The sequence below is a fragment of the Micromonospora maritima genome, from assembly GCF_902825405.1.
Lineage (GTDB): Bacteria > Actinomycetota > Actinomycetes > Mycobacteriales > Micromonosporaceae > Micromonospora > Micromonospora maritima.
This window is the reverse complement of sequence record NZ_CADEAU010000555.1, coordinates 1-3251: the sequence shown is the minus strand read 5'-3', so window position 1 is coordinate 3251 and position 3251 is coordinate 1. Positions and strand designations below refer to the sequence as shown.

Here is a 3251-nt window from a genome sequence, read left to right as displayed (position 1 = left end):
CCCCCACCACGCCCGACTTCGCCGGCACCGGGGCGGGCGGCGCGAACCCCGACTTCGTGGCCCGGCTCGCCGCCGGTGACCGGGGTGCGGACGGCCCGACCAGCCCGCGCAACGTGCTGCGGGCCGCGTACGTGGCCGACCCGGCGTCGCTCGGCGAGGACGAGGACCTGCTGCTGGAGAGCATGCTCACCACCGCCACCGGGGACGACAACTACCCGGGCACGGCGGTCGCCTCGGCCCACTGGCCCGGCACCGCCGCCGGGCGGCGTGGCGTGCTCAACTCGCTGGCCCCGGCCCACTTCCGGCTCGCCGACGAGCTGGTCGCCGTGCCGGTCAAGCCGCCGGTGACCTGGGTACGCGGCGAGGCCGACGTGATCGTCTCGGACACCTCGCTGTTCGACCTGGCGTACCTCGGTCAGCTCGGCGTGGTGCCCGGCTGGCCCGGCGCGCAGCAGTGCCCGCCGCAGCCGATGGTCGGGCAGACCCGCGCGGTGCTCGACCGGTACGCGGCGGCCGGCGGCACGTACCGGGAGGTGGCCCTGCCCGGCTGCGGGCACAGCCCGCACCTGGAGCGGCCGGCCGAGTTCGTGGCCGAGCTGCTGGCGCTGGCCGGGGTGGCCGCGCCCGCGTGAGGCGTGGTGCGTGAAATATCCCACGGCGTCTCGACAACGCAGCGTCACGTGGCAGACTCCGGCGCATAACCTTAGCGGCCGTTCATGTCGGCAACGGCGGAGTCAACAAGGGGAGGCCGGTCGTGGCGCGCGAGTTCACCAGGGTGGGTGTGGTGGGGCTGGGCACCATGGGTGCCGGCATCGTCGAGGTCTTCGCCCGCAACGGCCTCGACGTGACCGCCGTGGAGATCTCCGACGCCGCGCTGGAGCGGGGTCGGGTCACGCTGACCGGCTCCACCGACCGGGCCGTCGCCAAGGGCAAGCTCGCCGAGGCCGACCGGGACGCCCTGATGGCGCGGGTCGACTTCCGGGTCGGGCTGGACGCGCTGCACGACGTCGACCTGGTGATCGAGGCGGTGCCCGAGCACCTGGACCTCAAGCAGCGGATCTTCGCCGAGCTGGACCGGGTGTGTAAGCCCGAGGCCATCCTCGCCACCAACACGTCCTCGCTGAGCGTCACCGAGATCTCCGTCGCCACCACCCGGCCGAACCAGGTCATCGGCATCCACTTCTTCAACCCGGCCCCGGTGATGAAGCTGGTCGAGGTGGTCCGCACGGTGGTCACCTCGGCCGACGTGGTGGCCGACGTGGAGGCGCTGTGCGAGCGGCTCGGCAAGGTCGACGTGACGATCAGCGACCGGGCCGGCTTCATCGCCAACGCGTTGCTGTTCGGCTACCTGAACCACGCGGTCGGCATGTTCGAGGCCCGGTACGCCACCCGCGAGGACATCGACGCCGCCATGAAGCTCGGCTGCGGCCTGCCGATGGGCCCGCTGGCGCTGATGGACCTGATCGGCCTGGACACCGCGTACGAGATCCTCGACACCATGTACCGGCGCGGCGGCCGGGACCGCCGGCACGCCCCGGCCCCGCTGCTCAAGCAGATGGTCACCGCCGGGCTGCTGGGGCGGAAGTCCGGTCGCGGCTTCTACACCTACGAGCGGCCGGGCTCGCCGAAGGTCGTGGCCGACGAGCACACGCCGCCGGCCGGCGACGCCGCGCTCGCCGACGGCGCCCGGGTGGTCGCGAAGGTCGGCGTGGTCGGCTCCGGGACCATGGCCACCGGCATCATCGAGGTGTTCGCCAAGGCCGGCTACGAGGTCATCTCGGTGACCCGGGGCGCGGAGAAGTCCGCCAAGGTCTGCGAGGCGGTCAAGACCTCGCTGAACAAAGGCGTGGTGCGGGGCAAGCTCAGCGAGACCGACCGGGACGCCGCGCTCGGCCGGATCACCTGGTCCGCGACGCTGGAGCACCTGGCCGACGTCGACCTGGTGGTCGAGGCCGTGGTCGAGGAACTGAGCGTCAAGAAGGCGCTGTTCGCCAGCCTCGACGAGATCTGCAAGCCGGGCGTCGTGCTCGCCACCACCACCTCGTCGCTGCCGGTGATCGACGTGGCGATGGCCACCCAGCGGCCGGCCGACGTGGTTGGCCTGCACTTCTTCAACCCGGCGCCGATCATGCCGCTGGTGGAGATCGTGCAGACGATCCGCACCTCGACCGAGACGTCGGCCACCGCCCGCGCGGTCTGCGCGAAGCTCGGCAAGACCGGCGTGGTCTGCGGCGACCGGTCCGGCTTCATCGTCAACGCGCTGCTCTTCCCGTACCTGAACGACGCGGTGAAGATGCTGGAGGCCAGCTACTCGACCGCCGACGACATCGACTACGCGATGAAGCTCGGCTGCGGCTACCCGATGGGGCCGTTCGAGCTGCTCGACGTGGTCGGCCTGGACGTCTCGCTGGCCATCCAACGGGAGCTGTACCTGGAGCTGCGCGAGCCCGGTTTCGCCCCGGCGCCGCTGCTGGAGCACCTGGTCACCGCCGGTTACCTGGGCCGCAAGAGCGGCCGGGGCTTCCGCGACCACACCAATCGCTGATCCGGGTCAACAACCCGCGCCGGTCACGGCGTCGGTAGGGGTGTGACCTTCGAGGAGTACGTCGGCAGCCGCGGTCCGGCGCTGTTGCGCCTGGCCCGGCTGCTGACCGGCGACGCGCACCGCGCCGAGGACCTGACGCAGGACGTGCTGGCCCGCGCGTACGTGCACTGGCGGCGGATCGCCCGCGTCGACCGGCCCGACGTGTACGTGCGCCGGATGCTGGTCAACGCCCACCATTCCTGGTGGCGCCGGCGTACCAACCGGGAGCTGGCGGTGGACACGTTCGCCGAGCGGCCCGAGCGGGGCGACCTCGACGGCGAGGCGGCCGACCGGGACGCGATGTGGCGGCTGATCCGCGCCCTGCCCGACCGCCAGCGCGCCGTGCTGGTGCTGCGCTACTACGAGGACCTGGACGACGCCACGATCGCCCAGATCCTCGACTGCTCCCCGGTCACCGTCCGCACCCACGCGATGCGGGCGCTCGCCCACCTCCGGGAGCGCTGCGGCGTCCCGACGACCAAGGGGAGCCGGCCGTGACCGACCTCGACCACCGGATCACCTCGGCGCTGCGGGAGCGCGCCGAGGGGGAGATCGACACCGGCCGCCTGCTGCGGGACGCCCGTACGCTCGGCCGCCGCCGGCAGGCACGTCGCCGGCTCACCGCCGGTACCGCGCTCGCCCTGGCCGGCGTGCTCGGCCTGGCCGG

The 3251-nt window shown here is 72.7% G+C and carries 3 protein-coding genes; all 3 read left to right on the top strand.

The window, feature by feature from the left end; all coding sequences use genetic code 11:
* A partial coding sequence (locus HUW36_RS28920; RefSeq protein WP_425487276.1) for an alpha/beta fold hydrolase occupies positions 1–632 on the top strand: 632 nt, incomplete at its 5' end.
* 122 nt (positions 633–754) lie between these two features.
* On the top strand, positions 755–2545 hold the full coding sequence (locus HUW36_RS28915; RefSeq protein ID WP_174531016.1) for a 3-hydroxyacyl-CoA dehydrogenase family protein: 1791 nt from the start codon (positions 755–757) through the stop codon (positions 2543–2545).
* Positions 2546–2587: 42 nt separating this feature from the next.
* Complete coding sequence (locus HUW36_RS28910) at positions 2588–3082, top strand: SigE family RNA polymerase sigma factor (RefSeq protein ID WP_174531015.1); 495 nt, start codon at positions 2588–2590, stop codon at positions 3080–3082.
* Positions 3083–3251 lie beyond the last annotated feature (169 nt).